Origin of the sequence: Microbacterium sp. NPDC091382, from assembly GCF_044757025.1 — a bacterium.
Classification (GTDB): Bacteria; Actinomycetota; Actinomycetes; order Actinomycetales; family Microbacteriaceae; genus Microbacterium.
Window position 1 is genome coordinate 1,272,840 of the sequence record NZ_JBIVUD010000001.1, and the last position, 20,725, is coordinate 1,293,564.

Annotated in this window: 18 protein-coding genes; 9 read left to right on the top strand and 9 right to left on the bottom strand. The window is 68.7% G+C overall.

The window, feature by feature from the left end:
• Positions 1-118 precede the first annotated feature (118 nt).
• Entirely contained in the window at positions 119-607 is a 489-nt protein-coding gene (rplJ, locus tag ACIQLK_RS06155) for a 50S ribosomal protein L10 (protein ID WP_091351904.1), read from the top strand.
• 50 nt (positions 608-657) lie between these two features.
• On the top strand, positions 658-1,038 hold the full coding sequence (rplL, locus tag ACIQLK_RS06160) for a 50S ribosomal protein L7/L12 (RefSeq protein ID WP_018186979.1): 381 nt from the start codon (positions 658-660) through the stop codon (positions 1,036-1,038).
• 82 nt (positions 1,039-1,120) lie between these two features.
• Here rplL and ACIQLK_RS06165 read toward each other — a convergent pair whose 3' ends face one another.
• Entirely contained in the window at positions 1,121-2,176 is a 1,056-nt protein-coding gene (locus ACIQLK_RS06165) for a LacI family DNA-binding transcriptional regulator (RefSeq protein ID WP_400363462.1), read from the bottom strand.
• A gap of 265 nt (positions 2,177-2,441) precedes the next feature.
• On the opposite strand from ACIQLK_RS06165, the gene ACIQLK_RS06170 reads away from it, so the two are divergent.
• The 3 genes from ACIQLK_RS06170 (at position 2,442) to ACIQLK_RS06180 (ending at position 6,186) form a co-directional block, all read left to right on the top strand.
• Positions 2,442-3,767, top strand: a complete 1,326-nt coding sequence (locus tag ACIQLK_RS06170) for an ABC transporter substrate-binding protein (protein ID WP_400363464.1) — start codon at positions 2,442-2,444, stop codon at positions 3,765-3,767.
• A 110-nt stretch (positions 3,768-3,877) separates the two neighbouring features.
• Positions 3,878-5,215, top strand: a complete 1,338-nt coding sequence (locus tag ACIQLK_RS06175; protein ID WP_400363466.1) for a carbohydrate ABC transporter permease — start codon at positions 3,878-3,880, stop codon at positions 5,213-5,215.
• Positions 5,215-6,186: a carbohydrate ABC transporter permease gene (locus ACIQLK_RS06180; RefSeq protein ID WP_400363468.1), complete on the top strand. Its 972-nt coding sequence runs from the start codon at positions 5,215-5,217 to the stop codon at positions 6,184-6,186. The genes ACIQLK_RS06175 and ACIQLK_RS06180 overlap by 1 nt, the downstream gene beginning before the upstream one ends.
• A gap of 67 nt (positions 6,187-6,253) precedes the next feature.
• Here ACIQLK_RS06180 and ACIQLK_RS06185 read toward each other — a convergent pair whose 3' ends face one another.
• Both ACIQLK_RS06185 and ACIQLK_RS06190 read right to left on the bottom strand, forming a co-directional pair.
• Positions 6,254-6,937 carry a DUF305 domain-containing protein gene (locus tag ACIQLK_RS06185; protein ID WP_400363470.1) on the bottom strand — a complete coding sequence of 228 codons (684 nt, stop codon included), beginning with the start codon at positions 6,935-6,937 and terminating at the stop codon, positions 6,254-6,256.
• On the bottom strand, positions 6,934-7,644 hold the full coding sequence (locus ACIQLK_RS06190; protein WP_400363472.1) for a DUF3105 domain-containing protein: 711 nt from the start codon (positions 7,642-7,644) through the stop codon (positions 6,934-6,936). The genes ACIQLK_RS06185 and ACIQLK_RS06190 overlap by 4 nt, the downstream gene beginning before the upstream one ends.
• 176 nt (positions 7,645-7,820) lie before the next feature.
• Between ACIQLK_RS06190 and ACIQLK_RS06195 the strand changes: the two genes are divergently transcribed.
• From ACIQLK_RS06195 to ACIQLK_RS06205, 3 genes are read left to right on the top strand one after another with little or no spacing between them, the layout of a single operon-like run.
• A complete protein-coding gene (locus ACIQLK_RS06195) occupies positions 7,821-8,477 on the top strand; it encodes a phosphatase PAP2 family protein (protein WP_400363473.1) in 657 nt (218 codons plus the stop codon).
• Between the two features lie 4 nt (positions 8,478-8,481).
• On the top strand, positions 8,482-10,386 hold the full coding sequence (locus ACIQLK_RS06200) for a helicase HerA-like domain-containing protein (protein WP_400363475.1): 1,905 nt from the start codon (positions 8,482-8,484) through the stop codon (positions 10,384-10,386).
• Positions 10,383-10,988, top strand: a complete 606-nt coding sequence (locus ACIQLK_RS06205) for a GNAT family N-acetyltransferase (protein WP_400363477.1) — start codon at positions 10,383-10,385, stop codon at positions 10,986-10,988. Before ACIQLK_RS06200 ends, ACIQLK_RS06205 begins: the two co-directional genes overlap by 4 nt.
• On the opposite strand, the gene ACIQLK_RS06210 is transcribed toward ACIQLK_RS06205, so the two are convergent.
• Positions 10,962-12,413, bottom strand: coding sequence for an MFS transporter (locus ACIQLK_RS06210; protein ID WP_400363885.1), 1,452 nt, complete (start codon positions 12,411-12,413; stop codon positions 10,962-10,964). The two genes, ACIQLK_RS06205 and ACIQLK_RS06210, sit on opposite strands and share 27 nt — an antisense overlap.
• 190 nt (positions 12,414-12,603) lie before the next feature.
• On the opposite strand from ACIQLK_RS06210, the gene ACIQLK_RS06215 reads away from it, so the two are divergent.
• The gene (locus ACIQLK_RS06215; RefSeq protein WP_400363479.1) at positions 12,604-14,157 is read left to right on the top strand and encodes an SDR family oxidoreductase; all 1,554 of its coding nucleotides are present in this window, start codon (positions 12,604-12,606) and stop codon (positions 14,155-14,157) included.
• A gap of 17 nt (positions 14,158-14,174) precedes the next feature.
• Here the strand turns inward: ACIQLK_RS06215 and cydC are convergent, their stop codons facing one another.
• From cydC to ACIQLK_RS06240, 5 genes are all read right to left on the bottom strand, one after another.
• A complete protein-coding gene (cydC, locus tag ACIQLK_RS06220; RefSeq protein ID WP_400363481.1) occupies positions 14,175-15,842 on the bottom strand; it encodes a thiol reductant ABC exporter subunit CydC in 1,668 nt (555 codons plus the stop codon).
• Positions 15,839-17,476 (bottom strand): thiol reductant ABC exporter subunit CydD, encoded by a 1,638-nt coding sequence (gene cydD / locus ACIQLK_RS06225; protein WP_400363483.1) that lies wholly within the window; start codon positions 17,474-17,476, stop codon positions 15,839-15,841. Before cydD ends, cydC begins: the two co-directional genes overlap by 4 nt.
• 20 nt (positions 17,477-17,496) lie before the next feature.
• A complete protein-coding gene (gene cydB / locus ACIQLK_RS06230; protein ID WP_400363485.1) occupies positions 17,497-18,531 on the bottom strand; it encodes a cytochrome d ubiquinol oxidase subunit II in 1,035 nt (344 codons plus the stop codon).
• A gap of 9 nt (positions 18,532-18,540) precedes the next feature.
• Positions 18,541-19,968, bottom strand: coding sequence for a cytochrome ubiquinol oxidase subunit I (locus ACIQLK_RS06235; RefSeq protein ID WP_400363487.1), 1,428 nt, complete (start codon positions 19,966-19,968; stop codon positions 18,541-18,543).
• A 127-nt stretch (positions 19,969-20,095) separates the two neighbouring features.
• Complete coding sequence (locus ACIQLK_RS06240) at positions 20,096-20,719, bottom strand: helix-turn-helix transcriptional regulator (protein ID WP_400363489.1); 624 nt, start codon at positions 20,717-20,719, stop codon at positions 20,096-20,098.
• Between the last annotated feature and the right edge of the window lie 6 nt (positions 20,720-20,725).

Genomic DNA, 20,725 nt, shown 5'->3' on the forward strand with positions numbered 1-20,725 from the left:
TCCGGGAGACCGGGCCCAAAGCTCCGTGCGCTTGCGCCGGAGCTTTTCTCATGCAGCCCGACCGTCGAGGTCGATGCTCCGCCACCGCGGAGCGTCTCGTACACATCAAGGAGTGACCATGGCGCAGAAGGATGCATCGGTCGCCGAGCTCACGAAGAACTTCGAGGACTCGAACGCCGTCTTGCTGACCGAGTACCGCGGTCTGACGGTTGCCCAGCTCAAGCAGCTGCGCAACAACATCCGTCAGGACGCGCAGTACGCCGTGGTGAAGAACACGCTGACCAAGATCGCCGCGAACAACGCGGGGATCACGGCTCTGGACGAGGACCTCAAGGGTCCCTCGGCCGTCGCTTTCGTGCACGGTGACTTCGTCGCCACCGCCAAGGCTCTGCGTGACTTCGCCAAGGCCAACCCGCTTCTGGTGATCAAGGGCGGCATCTTCGAGGGCAACGCCCTCACTGCCGACGAGGTCAACAAGTACGCCTCGCTCGAGAGCCGTGAGGTTCTGCTGGCGAAGGCTGCGGGCATGATGAAGGCGACGATGGGCAAGGCTGCCGCCACCATCGACGCGCTTCGCGAAAAGCTGGAGACCGCTGACGCCGCGTAAGCGACGGGCGAGCTCTTTTACACACACCCCATCTATCTAGGAGATACATCATGGCGAAGCTTTCCACCGAGGAGCTGCTCGAGCAGTTCGCCGGCCTCACCCTCGTCGAGCTCAGCGAGTTCGTGAAGGCGTTCGAGGAGAAGTTCGACGTCACCGCTGCTGCCCCCGTCGCCGTTGCCGGTGCCGGCGGTGGCGCTGCTGCTGAAGAGGTTGAGGAGAAGGACTCCTTCGACGTCATCCTCGAGGCTGCCGGCGACAAGAAGATCCAGGTCATCAAGGTCGTCCGCGAGCTCACCTCGCTCGGCCTCGGCGAGGCCAAGGCCGTCGTCGACGGTGCTCCCAAGGCCGTGCTCGAGGGCGCGAACAAGGAAGCTGCCGACAAGGCCAAGGAGGCCCTCGAGGCTGCCGGCGCGACGGTTTCCGTCAAGTAAGGCGATTCCCTTCACTGGAAGGCTCCGGATGCCGCGGTATCCGGAGCCTTCCGGCGTTAACGATGCGCGGCGCGAGCCGTGATCAGGCGTTCGCGGCGCGGGAGAGCCCGGAATCCCGAACGGCGGCGGGGGTCGCCCCCGACGGCGCGGCGGTCGAGTTGCGCACGACGAGCCGGGGTCGGATGGAGACGGTGATCGGCTCGAGTGTCGGATCGTCGAGGTGGCGCATGAGCAGCTCCACGGCCGTCGCGCCCTGCTCACGCGGTACCTGGCGCAGCGTGGTGAGGGCGAACATCTCGGCATTGACGTGGTCATCGATGCCGATGACGCTGAGCTCTGACGGGACGAGCAGTCCGAGGCGTCGGGCGGCGATGATGGCGCCGATGGCGACCTCGTCGCAGGCGCCCACCACGGCCGTCGGGCGGTGCGACGAGTCGCTGAGGAGGTCGACGGCGGCTTCGTACCCCGCGGGCATCGACAGCTCCGCGGGAGTCCTCGTGACGTACTCGCCCAGACCGTACTCCCGCATGACCCGTTCGTATCCCTCGTACCGGGCCGACTCGACATGCGGCCAGTGCGTCGAGGAGGTGCCGCCGAGGAAAGCGATGCGCCGGTGACCCAGCGCGACCAGGTGCGAGGTGGCGAGCCCGGCGGCGTGGCCGTCGTCGAGGGCGACGAGGCTCGTTCTCTCCTCGGTCCCGATCACGCTGACGACGGGCCTCCCGAGGGAGAGGAGGTCCTGCAGTTCGGTGACGGCGGGTTCGAGCCCCACCGCGATCAGGCCGTCGAACCGTTTGCGGGAGAGCAGATCGGTGAACACGCGTTGCCGGCCGATGCTGCCCGGCGTCGCATCGTAGAGAGTGAGATCGAACCCGCGCTCCAGAAGTGCCTCCTGGATGCCCTCCAGGACCTCGGCGAAGAACCACCGGTCGACGTGGGGAAGGATCACCCCGATGTTCCGGGTGCGCCCGGTAGCGAGGCTGACGGCGCTCGTCGACGGCGCGTAGCCGAGGCGCAGCGCGACGTCGAGGACGCGCTGGCGGGTGGCGGGGGACACCTGCGGACTGCCGCTGAGAGCGCGGCTCGCGGTCGCCTTCGAGACGCCGGCCTCGCGCGCAACGTCGGCGATGGTGCTCATCGGTCCTCCTCGACCCGGTTCTCGACGACACTGCAGAACGCGGACCAGCGTAGCCGGTGGGATGCCGAGAGGAAACCGGTTCCACGTCGAACGCGTGGTACCGCTCCCATGCGGATCATAGCCCACGGGACAATGGTTGCAGAACCTTGATATTTCGCTGTTGTGTCCGGGCCTCTCGCGCCAGTAGGTTGTCCTGGAATCGGTTCCCCAAGGATGCGGCCAAGGCTCCTCTGGGCGGACGATGATCCCGAAAGAGGAGAAGTACATGGCATTGTCACAGCGACACCGTCTTCTTGCCCCCGTCGCACTTCTCGGTGCAGCCGCACTGATGCTGGCAGGGTGCGCGGAAGGCGGCAGCGGGAACGGCGGCGGAGAGGCCAAGAAGACCGTCCGCATTTCCGGCGGCATCACGGGCGGCGAGGCAGACGCCCTGAACAAATCCTTCGACCAGTTCACGAAGGACACGGGCATCACTGTCGAGTACGTCGGCGACAAGTCGTTCGAGGGCAACATCGTCACCAAGGTGACCGGTGGCGACGCCCCCGACATCGCGATCGTTCCGCAGCCGGGTCTGCTGAAGACGCTCGTCGACACCGGAAAGGTGATGAAGGGCTCCGAGGCCGTCGAGAAGGCGGTCGACGCGAACTGGTCGCCCGACTGGAAGAAGTACGGGACCTTCGACGACACCTTCTACGCGGCACCGATGCTCGCGAACCTGAAGGGCTACGTCTGGTACTCGCCGAAGCAGTTCGCCGAGTGGGGCGTCGAGGCCCCGAAGACGTGGGACGAGATGATCGCGCTCACCGACAAGATCGTCGAGACCACCGGCAAGCCCGCGTGGTGCGCCGGCTTCTCGTCCGAGGCGGCATCCGGCTGGCCGGGCACCGACTGGATCGAGGACCTGGTCCTCCGTCAGTCCGGCCCCGAGGTCTACGACCAGTGGGTCGCCGGTGACGTGAAGTTCACCGACGCGAAGATCAAGCAGGCGTTCGACGCCGTGGGTGAGATCCTCCTCAACCCCGACTACGTCAACGCCGGCTACGGCGACGTGAAGAGCATCAACTCGACCGCCTTCGGTGACGTCGCGGCTGCCGTGGCGAGCGGCGACTGCGCCCTCACGCACCAGGCGTCGTTCCTGTCGGCGAACTTCCTCGACGTGAAGACCGCGGACGGCAACACCCCCGAGGTCGCGCCCGACGGCGACGTCTACGCGTTCATCATGCCCGGCTACACCGAGGGTGAGCTCCAGGTCGAGGGCGGCGGCGAGTTCGTCGCAGGCTTCTCGGACGACGAGTCCACTCAGAAGGTCCTCGAGTTCATGGCATCGCCCGAGTTCGCTGACGCCCGCGTCAAGCTCGGCGGCGTCATCTCGGCCAACAAGAACGCCGACCCCAGCCTCGCCTCGAGCGAGTTCCTGAAGGAAGCGATGACGACGCTGCAGGACGACTCGACGGTCTTCCGCTTCGACGCCTCCGACCTGATGCCCGCGACCGTGGGTTCGGGCTCCTTCTGGAAGGGCATGGTCGACTGGATCGACGGCAAGGACACCGACACGGTGCTCTCCGACATCCAGGCCGGTTACGAGAACTGATCGTCGCCTGACGATCGGCTGAGCCGAGCGGGGTCGGGCTGCACAAGCCCGGCCCCGCTTCTCCCGTCCGTACCGCACGGGTACGCCGCTGTACCCAGAAGGGAACCCGCATGTCGCAGACGACCGTCGACAGGCCTGTCGACACCGAACCTGCCGTCACCACCCACGCTCAAGACCCCAAGGGGCGATCGATCACGCGGATCGTCGTCGTCGCGGGCTTCATCCTCATCGCGCTCGTCGCGTTCCTGCTCGCCTTCACCGCCTCGAGTGAAGAGTCCTCGCGCATCACGATCGGGTTCTCGCTCAACAGCTTCTTCCTGTGGCTCGGAGCGCTGAACCCCCTCATCCAGATCCCCGTCATCCTCGTGGTATTCGGGATCGTCGTCGGGATCATCCTCGTCCTCATCGAGTTCGCCCCCCGCCCCGGTCGCGGTTACTTCATCATGCGGCTGGTCGCGTGCCTCGTGATCCCGGTGCTCGCCTTCCTGCTGCTGCGTCCGTACGCCAACGCTGTCGTCTACGTCGTGGCCATCGCCCTCCTCGTCGGGGCTCTGCTCTTCTTCGCGGACTTCCGCTCCCGTCAGGGCGCGGGATACCTGTTCCAGCTCATCCTGTTCATGGCGCCCGCGAGCATCATGCTCATCCTCGGACTCGTCTACCCGGCGATCGCCACGATCTTCAAGTCGTTCTTCAACAAGACGGGCGACGAGTTCGTCGGCCTCGAGAACTACATCTGGGTCTTCACGAACCCGACCGGCACCGCCTCGATCGTCAACACGATCCTCTGGGCACTGCTCGCCCCGACGATCTCGGTGGCGATCGGTCTCGCCTACGCCGTCTTCATCGACCGCGCGCGCGGTGAGAAACTGCTGAAGGTCCTCGTCTTCATGCCGGTCGCCATCTCGTTCGTCGGCGCCGGCATCATCTGGAAGTTCATGTACGACGCCCGTCAGGGTGACCAGATCGGTCTGCTCAATGCGATCGTCACGGCCTTCGGGGGCGATCCCGTGCAATGGCTCGCCATCAAGCCGATCATCAACACGCTCATGCTCCTCGTGGTCTTCATCTGGACCCAGACCGGCTTCGCGATGGTGATCCTGTCGGCGGCGATCAAGGCTGTGCCCGTCGAGCAGATGGAGGCCGCCGAGCTCGACGGCACCAACGCGTGGCAGCGCTTCCGCAACGTCACGGTGCCCGGCATCCGCTCGTCGCTCATCGTCGTCCTCACGACGGTGACGATCGCGTCGCTGAAGGTCTACGACATCGTCGCCGTCATGACCGGCGGTCGCGACGAGACGACCGTCCTCGGGTTCGAGATGGTCAACCAGCAGCAGCGGTTCCAGAGCTTCGGGCACTCGTCCGCGCTCGCCGTCGTGCTGTTCCTGTTCGTCCTGCCGCTGATCATCTACAACGCCCGATCGATGGCCAAGCAGAGGGAGATCCGCTGATGACCGTCGCAGCCCCGACCACTCCGGTCGACAACCGCACCGCCCGCCAGGTCGCGCGCGACACGCGCAAGAACGAGGCGATCGCCCACAAGAAGCTCACGTCGAAGGGCGCCACGATCGCGGCCGCCATCATCGCGATCTTCTGGACGATCCCGACTTTCGGCCTGTTCGTGACGTCGTTCCGTCCCGGCAGCGATACGCAGACGAGCGGATGGTGGACGGCCTTCACGGATCCGTCCTTCACGCTCGACAACTACCTGCAGGCGCTGAACTCGGGCGGGACGTCCACGACCCTCGCCTCGGCGTTCGTGAACTCGCTCGCGATCACGATCCCCGCGACCGTCTTCCCGATCGTCATGGCGGCTCTCGCGGCCTACGCGTTCGCGTGGATCGACTTCAAGGGACGCAGCGCCCTGTTCGTGTTCGTCTTCGCACTGCAGATCGTGCCGCTGCAGATGGCTCTCGTGCCCCTGCTCAGCCTGTTCTCGGACGGCCTCAGCATCAACGACGTGCCCATCTTCCCCGGCTTCGGTCTCAACGAGGTGGATTACAGCTTCGCCCGCGTCTGGATCGCCCACGCGATCTTCGCTCTCCCGCTGGCGACGTTCATGCTGCACAACTTCATCGCCGAGATCCCGGGCGAGATCATCGAGGCCGCCCGCGTCGACGGCGCCGGTCACGGTCAGGTGTTCTTCCGGATCATCCTGCCGCTGGCCGCCCCCGCTATCGCGTCGTTCGGCATCTTCCAGTTCCTCTGGGTGTGGAACGACCTGCTCGTCGCGACGATCTTCGCCTCCCCGGGTGCGCTGCCGATCACGCAGGCCCTGAACTCGCTGTCGGGGACCTGGGGGAACAAGTGGTTCCTGCAGTCGGCGGGTACGTTCATCTCGATCCTCGTCCCGCTGATCGTGTTCTTCGCGCTGCAGCGCTTCTTCGTCCGCGGCCTGCTGGCCGGGGCGACGAAGGGCTGATCGCCCGGGACGACGAAGAGGGGGATGCCGGTGGCCACCGGCATCCCCCTCTTTCTGTTCGTGCGTGTCAGCTGCAGCCGAGGCGCTGCTGCATCGAGGTCATCGCCTCGATCTCGAAGGTCTGTCCCTTCTTCATGTTCTCGGCGAAGACCCTCACACGCTCGTCGGATCCGAGCTCGAGGACAGCATCGGCCATGGGGATCGCGCCCTCGTGGTGGCGGATCATGAGCCCGAGGAACATGCAGTCAGCCTTCTTGCCGGTGGCATCGTGCAGGGCCGACATCTCCTCGTCGGAGGCCATGCCCATCGCCGCCCGGACCTCGTCGTCGGTCTGCGGTGCGCTCGATGCGACGCCGTGGGCGTGCCCGGACCCGGATGCCGCCATCCACGCCATCGGCTGATCGGAGTACTGCGGCAGGCCCCACTTCACGAGCCAGTCGAACATCTCACCGCGCTGCGACGACTGGCCGGTCGCGATGTCGTAGGACAGGGCGCGGAGCTCAGCGTCGTCCGTCTCGGCGTAGATCGTCATCGCCATGTCGACCGCCTGGGCGTGGTGGACCTGCATGTCGCGGGCGAAGCCCGCGTCGGCCGAGCCTTCCGCGGGCGTGGAGCCCGCGATCCCGAACGTCGAGAAGCGTCCGATGGCGAACGCGACCGCGGCGACGGCCAGGGCCACGAGGAGAACCGCCCACCACGGGGGCAGGGTGCGCTCGGTGCCCGGCTCGTCGCCGACGGTCTCGCTCATCACTGCTTGCCGGGGGCGTCCAGGGCGCCCGTGCACGCTGCCAGCGGCTCCGGACCGTTGGTGTTGCGCCAGTAGGCCTTGATGAACTCGCCGATGCGCTCGTCATCGGGCGAATCGACCTTCAGCTGCGCGTTCCACGCGCTGACGGTGATCGGGGTGTCCATGCCCTCGTAGGGCGAGAGGACGGTGTAATCCCGGGGGAGCTCCGCCTTGAGGGCGGCGACGCCGGCGTCGTCGACCTTCGCCGGGTCGTAGGTGATCCAGATGGCGCCGTGCTCGAGGGCGTGGACCGCGTTCTCGTTGGGGACCGGCTGCGTGTACACGCCGCAGTTGAGCCAGACGGCGTTGTGGTCGCCGCCGGCCGGCGGTGTCTGCTCGTAGTCGACGGCACCCTCGACGTGGTTCGCGGTGTGCTCGAAGGTCTGCACCCCGCTGATGCCGGCGCCGTCGCCGTCGCCGCGCGCGATCGAGACGGGACGGGGGGTGAGGAAGTAGGAGGCGGCGACGAGCCCGATGACGACGATGGCGGCGGTCGTACCGACGATCCACCACGTGGCCTTGGTGCGGCGGCGCTTCGCGAGCTGGCGCTGGTACTCGGCGAGCTTCTGCTGCTTCTGCTGCTCGCGCTGCTGCTTGACGCTCAGGTTGAGCTGTGCCTGCGTCGCGGGGTTGCCGCTCTTCCGCTTTCCGGCGGGATCGTTCGGGGTCATGGAGTGGCCTCGTCGGTCGGGGTAGGGAGGCGCGGGCGCGCCGATTCGAGTGTATTCGCCTGCATCTGCGGGGGTCCTGACGGAGCCTTGTTCATAGCCTCTCGTGACGTGGAAGCACCCCGGTGCCCGTGCGCAAGGGCCAGGTTCTTCGGCCCGATGTCGGCCAGGATGAACCCATGACGACAGTGCCCACGCATGAACACGAGATCGGAATCGGCCTGCGGCTCGCGGTCGTCGGCGCGATCCTGCTCGTGATCGCCGTCGCGACGGGCATCGCCGTCGAAGCGACCGACTCCGAACTCATCGACCTCGACGCGTGGTGGAACACCTACGTGACGACGTTCCTGCCCGGCATCCGTCCGGTGTCGTTCCTCATGAACGTCCTCGGTGCGGGAGTGGTCGGCACCTACGTCGTCCCGCTCGTCGGCGCCGCTCTGCTCGCGCTGGCGAAACGGCCGTGGGGTGCGGTCTTCTTTCTCGCGGCATCCATCGTCGGTGCCCTCCTCGTCCAGCTCCTGAAAGGACTGTTCGGGCGGGTGCGCCCGGAGGAGATGCTCGTCATCTCGGACCACGGCTCCTTCCCCTCGGGTCACACCGCCAATGCCGCCGTGATCGCGACCGTCGCGGTCATCCTGTTCCCGCGAGCCTGGGTGGCGGTGGTGGGGATCGCGTGGACCCTGCTCATGGCCTTCAGTCGTACTCAGGTGCACGCTCACTGGCTCACCGACACGCTCGGAGCGATGGTGCTCGGGGTCGCGACGACGCTCCTGGTCGCGGCTGCGCTCACGATCCCCATCGTCCGGGAGCGCGAGCGCCGCCTCTCGCTAGGCTGACGGCATGAGCGCCGATGAAGCCGCCGCCGAACTCGCCCGTCTCGAAGCGGAGGCCGCCGCCGCTGCGGCGGAACTGAAGCTCGCCCGCGCCCAGGCCGCCCTCGCGGCTGCTCGAGCCGAGGCGGCGAAGACCGATGCCGCGCCCGCGGGAGCGGCATCCGCCCAGGCACCGGTCGCGGAACCCGCCGAGACACCCGTCGCCGAGCCTGCCGAGGCACCCGTCGCAGCGGCCGCAGCGTCGCCCGAGGCATCCGTCGCCGTGGCACCGACCCTCACGACGGGGCCGCTCGACGACACGGAGGTCCGCCGCATCGTCGACGGGTACACCTTCGACGAGGCGACGCTCGACCTCGGCGCCCTCGTCAACGGCGACCCGGTCCGGGACGCGCAGATCCGCATCCCGCTCGCGATGACCAACCGTCACGGCCTCGTCGCCGGAGCGACCGGCACCGGCAAGACCCGCACGCTGCAGGGGCTCGCGGAGCAACTGGCCGCGAAGGGCGTGCCCGTCTTCGCCGCCGACATCAAGGGCGACCTCACCGGCGTCGCCACGCCCGGGGAGTCGAACCCCAAGCTCCTGGCCCGCACCGAGGCGATCGGGCAGGCGTGGGAACCCGCGGCATCCGTCACGGAGTACTTCGCCCTCGGCGGGATCGGCACCGGGGTCCCGGTCCGAGCCACGGTCACCGGATTCGGTCCGCTGCTGCTGAGCCGAGTGCTGGGACTCAACGAGACGCAGGAGTCGAGCCTCGGGCTCGTCTTCCACTACGCCGACGCCCACGGGCTCCCGCTCGTCGACCTCCCGGACCTCCGGGCGGTGCTCACGTACCTGACGAGCGACGAGGGCAAGCCCGAGCTGAAGAAGCTCGGCGGATTGTCGTCGGCGACGGCGGGAGTGATCCTGCGCGAGCTCATCACCTTCGCCGACGGGGGCGCCGACGTCTTCTTCGGGGAACCAGAGTTCGACGTCCACGACTTCCTGCGGACGGCTCCCGATGGCCGCGGCGTCATCTCGCTGCTCGAGGTTCCCGGCATCGCGGACAAGCCCGAGCTGTTCTCGACGTTCCTCATGTACCTGCTGGCGGAGCTCTTCGAGATCCTCCCCGAGGTGGGGGACGCCGACAAGCCGAAGCTGGTGTTCTTCTTCGATGAGGCGCACCTGCTGTTCCGTGACGCGTCGAAGGCGTTCACAGCCGCGATCGTGCAGACGGTGCGCCTCATCCGGTCGAAGGGTGTCGGTGTCTTCTTCGTCACGCAGACACCGAAGGACGTCCCCGCCGACGTCCTCGGCCAGCTCGGTTCACGCATCCAACACGCCCTCCGAGCCTTCACACCCGACGACGCCAAGGCTCTGCGCGCGACGGTCAGCACGTACCCGGCGTCCGGTTACGACCTCGAACGGGTCCTGCAGGAGCTCGGCACCGGCGAGGCGATCGTCACGGTGATCAACGAGAAGGGCGCCCCGACACCCGTCGCGTGGACGCGGCTGCGCGCACCCCAGGGCCTCATGTCGCCGACGCCCGAGGCCGCGGTGCAGGCGGTGGTCGCCGCCTCGCCTCTTCTCGCGACGTACGGGACCGCCGTCGACCGGGAATCCGCGCGTGAGATCCTCGGCGCCAAGATGGCGGCGGCGGACGCCGCAGCGGATGCGGCCAAGGCGGCCGCCGAGAAGGCGAAGACCGACGCGGAGTACGCGAAGCAGAAGGCCGCTGCGGACAAGGCGCAGCAGAAGGCCGAGCGCGACGCGCAACGCGAGTACGAGCGGATCCTCCGGACCACCGGTGGCAGCACCCGCACGAACCGCACGCGTCAGTCATCGCCCCTCGAGGAAATCCTCGGGTCGAAGACGACGCAGTCCATCATCGGGAGCGTCATCCGTGGAGTGTTCGGGAACGGACGTCGCCGGTGACCGGGGTGGGAGGCATCCGTCCGTTCCGTTCCGGCGACGAACCGGCCCTCGCGGAGATCTGCCTGCGGACGGCGGATGCCGGGGGCGACGCGACCGGGATCTTCGAGGATGACGCGATCTGGGGACACATCTGGGCGCTGCCCTACGCGGAACGCCATCCCGACCTCGCCTTCGTGGTCGAAGACGAGGACGGTGTCCCGGTGGGCTACGTCGTGGCGACGGACGACACGGACGCGTTCGAGACGTGGTTCCAGCGCGACTGGTGGCCGCGATTCGCGGACCGGTGGCCCAAGCCCGAGACCGAGGTGACCCGGCAGGACGGCACGCTCCTCTACGCCTATGGGCGAGGCGAGAAGCCCGAACGGTACGCGGCCGAGTTCCCCGCGCATCTGCACATCGATCTCCTGCCGCAGGCCCAGGGGCGCGGGGCGGGGCGCCGTCTGATCGACACTCTGCGCGCCGCGCTCCGCGCGCGAGGGGTCACCGGCCTGCACCTCGTCGCGTCGGCCGAGAACACCGGCGCGATGGCGTTCTACACCCGATTGGGCTTCACTGCGTTGCCCTCTGGGCCCGGGTCACGGGCGTACGGAATCCACCTCTGACCGGTGGACAGGGATCGGCATCGTCGACGTGTCGATGAGCGGGTCCTCGTCCTGGCGAGCGACGACCTCGACGGCCTCCTCGTGGGTCTCGACGGTGGGCACCGAACCGAGGAGCGGCCGCTTCGCGGTCTCCTTCATGGACAGCAGTGAGAGGCCGCCGAGCAGTGCGAAGAACATGATGTAGAACGCCGGCATGTAGGTGTTGCCGGTGAGGTCGATGAGCGCCTGGCTGAACAACGGCGTCGTGCCGCCGAACAGCGAGACCGAGACGTTGTAGGCGATCGCCATGGCGCCGAAGCGCGACGCCGTCGGGAAGAGCGCCGGGAGTGTCGACGCGGACACGGCGACGTAGAAAGCCACGGGGATGGCGACCATCCCGAGCGCGATGAAGACCGCCCACTCCTGACCGATCTGCATGATGGCGAAGGCCGGGACCATGAGGACGATCGTCGATCCGGCGGCGATCATGTAGACCGGTCGGCGACCGATCCGGTCGCTCAACCGGCCGATGAACGGCAAACAGGCCGACATCACGAGAAGGACGGGAACGGTGGCCACCGCGGCGCCGAGGTTCGAGACGCCGACCTCTTTCTCGAGGTACGTCGGCATGTAGCTGGTGAGCGCATAACCCGCCGTGTTGGTCGCGGCCACGATGGCGATTCCTATGAGGACCTCGCGCCAGTGGTGACGGAGGATGCCGAGAACACCGTGACGGGCGAGCGGATCGTCGCGATCGGGTTCGCCGTCGGACCCGGCGGTGTTCTCGTATGCGGGGGTCTCGGGGATCTTGAGGCGGAACCAGATCGCCACGATTCCGAGGGGGATCGCGACGAGGAACGGGATCCGCCAGCCGAAGTCGGTCATCGCGGTCTCGCCCCAGACCGACTCGGTGATGACCGTCGTGACTGCGACGACGGACGCGCCGGCGGCGAAACCGACGTAGGAGCCGAGGTCGAGCCAGGAAGACCAGAAGCCGCGCCGCTTGTCGGGTGAGAACTCCGCGACGTACGTCGTCGCTCCCGCGTATTCACCGCCGGTCGAGAAGCCCTGGATCATCTTCAGGACGTAGAGGGGGATGATCGCCCACAGTCCGATCTGCGCGCTGGTGGGAAGAACACCGATGAGCGCTGTAGCGAGCGCCATCATCGCCATGGTGAAGAACAGCACCTTCTGGCGTCCGATGCGGTCACCGAGCGGCCCCAGCACGAGGCCGCCGATGGGGCGGACCAGGAACGAGATCGCGAACCCGAAGAGCGTGGCCAGCAGACCCCACGGCTCAGGGAGGTCTGCCGTGAACACCGCGGTTATGGTGACGGCGAGGTAGCCGTAGATCCCGAAGTCGAACCACTCCATGAAGTTCCCGACGACGGTTCCGCCGATCGCCGTCCGGACGCGTTTGGTGTCGACGACGACCACGTCGTCCACCGCCAGCCGGGGAGACGGCGCGGAGCGGGTCAGCGCGTCGGAGGAAGGGGGTACCGAGGGGCGAGATGACCTGGCCATCTCTCCACGGTACGCAGTCGACGGGCACCGCGCATCCGGGGCCGGGTCTCTTGACAAATGCGGCCTGCTGAGCGGGGGCCGGCCCCTCTGTCGACCGGTCTATCGTGGCGACATGAGCGAGCTCTCCGCCCCCACCGGCCGCGAACCGGCCCTCGTCGCACGCCCTCGATCCGACGGGTCCGCACCTCGTGCTCTCGTCCTCGGCGCCACCGGATACCTCGGTGGGCGACTCGTCCCGAGGCTCCTGTCGGCCGGGTACCGGGTACGTGTCCTCGCCCGTACCCCGGATCGGCTCGCGGCCTTCGTCTGGGGTGACGACGTCGAGGTCGTCGAGGGCGCGGCGGAGGATGCTGATGCCGTCTCGCGGGCGGTCGAGGACGTCGACGTGCTGTACTACCTGGTCCATTCGATGGGCGGCGGCGACGACTTCGAGACGAAGGATCTGCGCGCGGCCGAGACCGTCGCCGACGCGGCGGCGGAGGCATCCGTCGGTCGGATCGTCTACCTCGGCGGTCTGCACCCGGCCGGCGTCTCGCTGAGTCCCCACCTGCGCTCTCGTGTCGAGGTGGGCGAGACGCTGCTGCACAGCGGAGCTCCGACCCTCGTGCTGCAGGCGGGCGTCGTCATCGGGTCGGGGTCGGCATCGTTCGAGATGGTCCGGCACCTGACCGATGTGCTGCCCTACATGCCGGCGCCGAAGTGGGTGCGCAACCGCATCCAGCCGATCGCCGTCCGCGACGTCCTCCACTACCTCCTGGCTGCGGCTCACGTCGATCCGGACGTGAACCGCGCGGTCGACATCGGCGGCCCCGACGTGCTGCGCTACGGGCAGATGATGAACGGCTATGCGGTCGAAGCCGGACTCCGCCAGCGGGCGATCGCGGCGCTGCCCGTCCTGACCCCGGGACTCGCGTCGCACTGGGTGAACCTCGTCACCCCCGTGCCGCGCGCGATCGCCCGTCCGCTCATCGCCTCGCTGCAGAACGAGTGCATCATGGACGACCACGACGTCGACGACCTGCTGCCGCGGCCCGAGGGCGGATTGACGCCGTACCGCGAAGCCGTGCGACTCGCGCTCCGCAAGGTCGAAGCGGATGCCGTCGAGACCAGCTGGCAGGATGCGGAGGTCTCCTCCGTGCCGAGTGATCCGCTGCCGAGCGACCCGGAATGGGCGGGGCGGCTCGTGTTCACCGACGAGCAGTCCGCGACCACGTCGGCCAGCGCCGAGCAGCTGTGGCGTGTGATCGTCGGGATCGGCGGGGAGAACGGCTGGTACTCGTCACCGTTCCTCTGGGCCGTGCGCGGCTGGATGGATCGCCTCGTCGGCGGCGTCGGCCTGCAGCGCGGTCGCCGAAGCCGCGGAAAGGTCGCCGCGGGCGATGCGATCGACTTCTGGCGCGTCGAGGCCGTGGAGGAGGGGCGGCTGCTGAGGCTGCGGGCGGAGATGAAGGTGCCCGGGCTCGCCTGGCTCGAGCTGCGCGCGACGCCCGACGGTTCGGGCTCCCGCTACGATCAGCGCGCGGTGTTCTTCCCGACCGGGCTCGCCGGCCGGCTCTACTGGTTCGCCGTCCTGCCCTTCCACGGGTTCATCTTCAAGGGCATGGCCAACCGCATCGCCGCGGCCGCGGAACGCGAAGCGCCGACCAGTGAATCTGTGACCAGCTGAGTCCCGATCGGCTGAGGTCACGCGGCCGTGATACGTCCGCCGGTGACCCGAACGGTGCGGTCCACGAGGGATGCCGGGACCCCGGCATGCGAGATGAGGACAACAGCGCGCGAGGCATCGACGGCTCCCAGCAGATCCGTGAGGAGCGCGTCCGCCGCGTCGGGGTCCACGCCCGCGGTCGGCTCGTCGAGGATCAGGACAGGGAAGTCGCGCAGGAGCGCCCGCGCCAGCGAGATGCGCTGCGCCTGGCCGCCCGAGACCAGCGAGCCGCGCTCGCCGACCCGCGCGTCGAGACCGCCCCGGGCACGGAGCCAGTCGCCGAGCCCGACGCGTTCGAGGACGGCCTCGAGTTCCGCGTCGGTCGCGGAGTCGCGCGCGAAGAGAAGATTCTGCCGGATGTCCTCGTCGAAGAGCATCGGATGCTGCTCGCAGAGCCCCACGGTCAGACGCAGATCGTCGGGCGCGATGTCGTCGACCGTGCGGCCGCCGACCGTGTAGTCGCCGGTGACCGCGAGGAACCTCACGAGGGCCTGCGCGAGTGTCGACTTGCCCGCACCGCTCGGACCAACGACGTGCAGGCGCTCGCCGGGGCGGACGTCGAGGTCGACGCCGGTGAGCGCGGGCGACGCGGCGCCCGGCCAGCGGACGTCGACGCCGCGCAACCGGAGACCGTCGCCGAGGGGCGGAGCCACGCCTGTGGGCGTGCCTTCCGCGGGGATCTCGTCGGGCACGTCTTCGGGGACGACGCCGACGACTCGGGATGCCGCGGCCCGCACCTGCCGCCAGGCGGATGCGGCCTGGGGCACGGCCGTGAACACCTCGAACACCGCCATCGGGACGAGGACGGCGACGCCGAGCGCCGGGCCCGAGAGGGCTCCACCGGGTCCCGCTGCCGGAGCGGCGATGAGGAGAGCGGCGATCGTCGCGGCCCCCGCGGCGAGCGAGACGAGCGCGGCGGTGCCTGCTTGTGCACCCGCCCGACGGAAGACGGCGCGGCGGAGGGCAGCATCCGCATCACGGATCGCGGCACGCGAGGTGGCCTCGGCACCGAAGGCGACGAGGACGTCGAGCCGCGAGACGTGGTCGAGGACCGCGTCGCGCAGGTGCGCGCGCAGGGGTGCGATCGACCGCTCGGCGCGGGCGCCCGCCGCGCAGCCCCACGCCAGTGACGCGAGTGCGGCGGCGATCAGACACCCCAGGAGGGTCATCGCGGCCGGCCACCACACGACGGCGACGAGGACGACGGAGCCCGCCGCGACGGTCGCCGAGGACACGAGCGGCAGGATCACGCGAAGGGACAGGTTCTGCAACTCGTCGACGTCGTCGACGAGGGCGGTCGAGGCGCCGCCGCGCGACGATGACGCGAGGCCTGCGGGAGCATGGGGGAGCAGCCGCCGGACGAGATCGGTGCGCGTCCGGGCGAGCTGCCGGAGCACGGCGTCGTGGCTCGACAGACGTTCGGTGTAGCGGAAGAGCGCCCGCGAGAGGGCGAACGCCCGGACGCCGACGACCGCCGTCGTGACGTACATGATTAGCGGCTGCTCCGAGGCGCGGACGATGAGCCACGCGCTCACCGCGAGCAGTGCCACGGCCGAAGCCTCCGACAGGAATCCCGACGCGAGCGCGTGCCAGAATCGCCGAGGCGACGGGACCGCTTCGCGCAGCACGTCGCTCGTGGTGGTCACGCCGTCACCTTCGCGGGACTCAGGCGGACGACCCGGTCGGCGATGCTCCGGGCGCTCTCCCGGTGCGAGACCAGGAGGATGAGGGCTCCGGCATCCGCGACCTGACGCAGGGAGCGCCAGAGGCGGGTCTCCGCGGCAGCGTCGAGCGCGGCCGACGGCTCGTCGAGCGCGAGCACGGGCACACGGTCGTGCAGGTGGCGGGCGAGCGCCCGGGCGACCGCGACGCGCTGCGCCTGACCGCCTGACAGCCCCGCCCCCTGCACGCCGAGAACCCGGTCGGGATCGAGGTCGTCGAGGCCCACGAGGGTGAGCGCCTCCCGCACGATCTGGTCGGGGATGCCGTCGTCGCCGAGGCGGATGTTCTGCGCGACGGTGCCGCCGGCGAGGCCTGCGCGCTGGCCCGCCCATGCGAGCCATGACGACGGTGCGAGAGAGGCGACGGCGGCACCGTCCATCTCGGCGCGCCCGGTCGAGGGAGCGAATCCCAGGAGTGCGTGCAGGACGCTCGACTTGCCCGCGCCGCTGGGACCCTCGATCAGGACGATCTCGCCGGATCGCGCCTCGACGTCCACGGGCGGCAGGTCCCGCACTCGCAGGCCCTGCACGCGGAGGACGTGATCCGTTCCGGTGGGTGCGACGCCGGAGGCGGGCGCTGAGGATGCTGCACCCGCTTCATCGAGCACGGCGAAGACGTCGCGCGTTGCCGCGACGCCCTCGCTCGAGGCGTGGAACTGCACACCGACCTGACGCAGCGGCAGGAACGCGTCGGGGGCGAGGAGGAGGACGAACAGCCCGACGCTCAGCGTCAGCGTGCCGTCGATCAGGCGGAATCCGATCGCCACCGCGACGATCGCGACCGAGATCGAGGCGAGGAACTCCAGGGCGAACCCTGAAAGGAACGACACGCGCAGCACCGTCATCGTCTCGCGACGGTAGTCGTCGGTCACGCGTTCGATCGCGTCGGCGGCGCGACGCTGCCTGCCGAACACGGTCAGCGTCGACAGCCCCTGGAGGGTCTCCGAGAACCGTGTCGCGAGTCGCGTCAGGGTCTCCCACTGCCGTCGCTGCACGGAGCGGGTGGCGAGGCCGATGAGGATCATGAAGATCGGGATGAGGGGGAGGGTGAGAAGGACCGTGAGCCCCGAGATCGCGTCGGCGGACCACATCACGGCGACGAGGATCGGCGTCGCGATCACGGTCTGGACGAGCTGCGGCAGGTAGCGGCCCACGTACGGTTCGAGCGCGTCGAGTCCCCGACCCGCGATGAGTGCGAGATGCGAGGTCCTGCGCGTCGCCGTCCAGCCGGGACCCAACCGTGCGACGGCGTCGAGCACCGCGTCCCGGAGCTGCGACTCGACGCGGGCGGAGGCACGCGCCGCGACCCGCTCACGCAGGAGCGAGAGAGCGGACCGGGCGAGCACCACCCCGGCCAGTGCCGTGAGGGTTCCCACGACATCCTCGCCGGCGATCGCGTCGACGATCGCGCGCGTCGTGAAGAAGGCGAAGCCGACGATCGCCGCGGTCTGCAGGAGCGACAGCAGGGCGACGGCGACGAAGAACCAGCGCGATGCCGTCGCGTACCGCCACAGCCGCGGGTCGACGGGCGGCTGCCGCGGCGTGGCGTCGTCTGACATGGCTCGCTCCCTCCGCGCGCTCAGTGAGCAGCCGCGGCATCCGCCTTCTCGATCTCCACCCGGGTGATGCGCTTGCGGAACACCCAGTAGGTCCAGGCCTGGTAGGCGAGGATGCCGGGCAGGAAGACGACCGCGGCCCAGGTCATGACCGTCAGCGTGTAGTCGGTGCTCGACGCGTTCTCGATCGTGAGCGAGTACGCCGGGTCGGTGGAGGACGGCATGACGTAGGGGAACAGGGCGAACCACAGTGTGAGGACCGCGGTGACGATCGTGACGGCGCCGAGAGCGAAGGCCCAGCCGTCCCGCCGCCGGACGTTGGCGACCGCGGAGGCGAGCAGAGCGATCGCGGCGGCCGCGCCGCATCCGATCACCGCGGCGATCATCGGGGCGTCGCGATCCATCGCGATGAGGGTCGTCCAGACGACGGTCGCGGCGGCGAAGACGATCGTCGGCAGCGCCGCGCGGCGTGCGAGTCGGTGCGCATCCTCCTTCACCCGGCCGTCGGCCTTCAGCCCCACGAAGTAGACGCCGTGGAGGAAGAACAGCAGGAGCGTCGTGATCCCGACGCACAGGGCGTACGGGTTCAGCAGGTCGAAGAGGGTGCCCGTGACGTTCTTGTCGCCGTCGATCGGGACGCCCTGGACGATGTTGCCGAACGCGACGCCCCACAGGAGCGCCGGGACGACCGAGCCGATCACCATCATCCGGTCGAAGCCGCGCTTCCAGGCGAGGCCCTCGCGCTGGTGGCGGTACTCGAACGAGACGCCGCGCAGGATGAGCGCGAGCAGGATGAGCAGCAGCGGCAGGTAGAACCCGCTGAAGAGGGTCGCGTACCACTCCGGGAACGCGGCGAACAGACAGGCGCCGGCGACGATGACCCAGGTCTCGTTGAGGTCCCACACCGGGCCGATCGTGTTGATCACCTGGCGGCGCGAGACTTCGTCGCGGCCGAGGAACGGCAGGCTCATCCCGACGCCGAAGTCGAAGCCGTCGAGCACGAAGTAGCCGACGAAGAACACACCGACGATGAAGAACCAGAGGTAGGCGAGATCCATGGCGTGCTCCTAGTAGACCGTCGAGGGGGTCTGGTCGATCGGCAAGTCGCGCGGGTCGGGGTCATCGGGACCGGGCAGCGGATCGGGACCCTTCTGCGCGGCCTTCAGGATCAAGCGGAACTCGACGACGGCGAGCGACGCGTATACCGCGGTGAAGGCGACGAGCGAGATCAGCACCGCCCAGGCGGGGACGTTCGGCGAGACGCCGTCGGAGGTGTGCATGAGACTGAAGACGATCCAGGGCTGCCGGCCCATCTCGGTGAAGATCCAGCCGACCAGGCTGCCGAACAGCGGCAGCGGTGCGGACCAGATGGCGACGCGCCACATCCAGCCGGCGACGGGGCGCGCGGCCTTCTTCCGTGTGACCCAGAGACCGGCGACCGAGATGAGGGTCGCGATGCCGCCGAAGCCCATCATCCAGCGGAACGACCAGTAGGTGACCCAGATCTCGGGCATGTAGTCGGTGCCCGCGCCGAAGCGCGCCGTGTAGTCGGCCTGCAGGTTGTTCAGGCCTTCGACGCAGCCGTCGAGGCTGTGCGTGGAGAGGAACGAGAGCAGGTACGGGACGCGGAGCGACCAGACCTCGGCGGTGCCGTCGGGCGTGCCGATGGAGAAGATCGAGAAGGATGCGTCGGCCCCGCACGCCGTGTTCCAGAGCGCCTCGGCGGCCGCCATCTTCATGGGCTGCGTCTCGACCATGACGAGCCCCAGCTGGTCGCCGCTGATCGCGGTCCCGGCGAAGGAGATGATCATGAACCACATGCCGTACCGGAGTGCGGGTCGCATCGTCTCGACGTGCTGCCCGCGGCGCAGGTGCCACGCGGCGACGGCGATGATGACGGCGGCGGCGAACATGAACGCCGCGAAGATCGTGTGCGGGAAGGCGGCGAGCGCGACCGGATTGGTGAGGAGCTCGAAGAAGTTCGTGAGCTCCGCCCGGCCGGTCTCGGGGTTCAGCTGGTATCCGACCGGGTTCTGCATGAACGCGTTCGCGGTCAGGATGAAGTAGGCCGACAGAATCGAGCCGAACGCGGTCGCCCAGATGGTGAGCAGGTGGATGCGGCGGGGCAGCTTGTCCCAGCCGAAGATCCACAGCCCGATGAACGTCGCCTCGAAGAAGAACGCCATGAGGCCCTCGAAGGCGAGGGGAGCGCCGAACACGTCGCCGACGAACCGGGAGTAGTCCGACCAGTTCATGCCGAACTGGAACTCCTGCACGATGCCGGTGACCACGCCCATCGCGAAGTTGATGAGGAAGATCTTGCCGAACAGGCGCGTGAGGTGCAGCCACTTCACGTCGCCGGTGCGGTGCCAGATCGTCTGGAAGATCGCCACGGTGAGCGCCATGCCGAGCGTCAGCGGCACGAACAGGTAGTGGTAGAGCGTCGTCAGGCCGAACTGCCAGCGAGCCAGGATGAGCGGGTCCAGAAAGTCCACGGGTTCGGTCCTTCCACGGGTGTTCTCTCACGGTAGAACGACGCGCCCGGCGGCGTACGAGGACGGGCCGTGCAAAATGGTCGGCCGAAGAATCCCCTGGTCAGGAGGTGTGGAAGGGAGTGTCGGATCAGGCGTCGTTGCGTCGACGCATCAGTTGGATCACGCACTGCTGGGGGTCGCACGACGTGCGCATCCCCGCGACCTCCAGCGGACCGCCGGCCTCGCCCAGGGCGCCTCTCATGAGGCCCAGGTGCACATCGCAGAGCGTCTCGCGGTTGTCCGCCTGGTCGGCGGCGTGAGCGCAGGGCGTGAGATCGATGGTGAGGGCGTCCTCGTCGATCTCCGGATCGAACCCTCCGTCGAGAAGCTGCTCGACGAGGGCATCGAGCTGGTGCTGCTCCTCACCGGTGAGCGAGCCGGCGGTGCCGGGCATGATGCGGCGCATGAGGTCGCCGCGCTCGGCCGCGGCCTGCACCTTGCGGCGGTGCTCGGGGCTCGACACGCTCACCCCGTCCACGGCGCGATAGAACACGCGGGGGCGGCCCCGGACGGTGCGCTTCTCGACCTCGGTCGCGACGAAGCCGCGCTCGATGAGGCGCTGCAGGTGCTCGCGAACCGTGTTCGGGTGTAGCTTCGTCGCGGCCACGAGCTCGCCGACGGTCTGCTGCGGAGTCGTCTGCAGCAGGTGGAGGATCTCCACGCGCGAGGACGTGGAGATCGCGTTGTAGGCCGTCGGGCGCCGGGCCGTCATGGGTCC